This is a genomic window from Megasphaera geminata F0357 (assembly GCF_000239275.1).
In the GTDB taxonomy this organism is placed as follows: domain Bacteria; phylum Bacillota; class Negativicutes; order Veillonellales; family Megasphaeraceae; genus Megasphaera; species Megasphaera geminata.
Window position 1 is genome coordinate 1 of record NZ_JH417596.1, and the last position, 1,477, is coordinate 1,477.

Sequence of the window (1,477 nt, forward strand, 5' to 3'; positions counted from 1 at the left end):
TTTGGTAAGATAAACGAGTCGCCAAGCGGCGGATGACCTTTCAAAACTAAACAATACAACAAACCAAACGCCAGAGTGCGAGGTCTTATGCAGATAAGATTTCAGGAAGAACGAAAGAACGAAAAGAAACGAGCCGACACTCTCTGATGAAGCTATCATGGAGAGTTTGATCCTGGCTCAGGACAACGCTGGCGGCGTGCGTAACACATGCAAGTCGAACGAGAGAGTGAGAGAAGCTTGCTTTTCTTACAATCGAGTGGCAAACGGGTGAGTAACGCGTAAACAACCTGCCCCGCAGATGGGGACAACAGCTGGAAACGGCTGCTAATACCGAATACGGTCCTCTTAGCGCATGGTAAGAGGAAGAAAGGGTGGCCTCTGGAACAAGCTACCGCTGTGGGAGGGGTTTGCGTCTGATTAGCTGGTTGGAGGGGTAACGGCCCACCAAGGCGACGATCAGTAGCCGGTCTGAGAGGATGAACGGCCACATTGGAACTGAGACACGGTCCAGACTCCTACGGGAGGCAGCAGTGGGGAATCTTCCGCAATGGGCGAAAGCCTGACGGAGCAACGCCGCGTGAGTGAAGACGGCCTTCGGGTTGTAAAGCTCTGTTATAGGGGACGAACGGCCGGGTAGCGAAGAGGGAGCCGGCATGACGGTACCGTAAGAGAAAGCCACGGCTAACTACGTGCCAGCAGCCGCGGTAATACGTAGGTGGCAAGCGTTGTCCGGAATGATTGGGCGTAAAGGGCGCTTGGCGGCTGTGTAAGTCTGTCTAGAAAGTGCGGGGCTAAACCCCGTGAGAGGATGGAAACTGGACAGCTGAGAGTGTCGGAGAGGAAAGCGGAATTCCTAGTGTAGCGGTGAAATGCGTAGATATTAGGAGGAACACCGGTGGCGAAAGCGGCTTTCTGGACGACAACTGACGCTGAGGCGCGAAAGCCAGGGGAGCAAACGGGATTAGATACCCCGGTAGTCCTGGCCGTAAACGATGGGTACTAGGTGTAGGAGGTATCGACCCCTCCTGTGCCGGAGTTAACGCAATAAGTACCCCGCCTGGGGAGTACGGCCGCAAGGCTGAAACTCAAAGGAATTGACGGGGGCCCGCACAAGCGGTGGAGTATGTGGTTTAATTCGACGCAACGCGAAGAACCTTACCAAGCCTTGACATTGCTCGCAACGGGTAGAGATACCTGGTTCTTCTTCGGAAGACGAGACAACAGGTGGTGCACGGCTGTCGTCAGCTCGTGTCGTGAGATGTTGGGTTAAGTCCCGCAACGAGCGCAACCCCTATCTTCAGTTACCAGCACGTAGAGGTGGGGACTCAGGAGAGACTGCCGCAGACAATGCGGAGGAAGGCGGGGACGACGTCAAGTCATCATGCCCCTTATGGCTTGGGCTACACACGTACTACAATGGCTCTAAATAGAGGGAAGCGAAGGAGCGATCCGGAGCAAACCCCGCAAACAGAGTCCC

1 rRNA gene is annotated in these 1,477 nt (G+C 54.9%); it reads left to right on the top strand.

Annotated features, from left to right (window positions below):
- Positions 1-154: 154 nt before the first annotated feature.
- Positions 155-1,477 (top strand): 16S ribosomal RNA (locus HMPREF0080_RS05340); the annotation flags it as partial.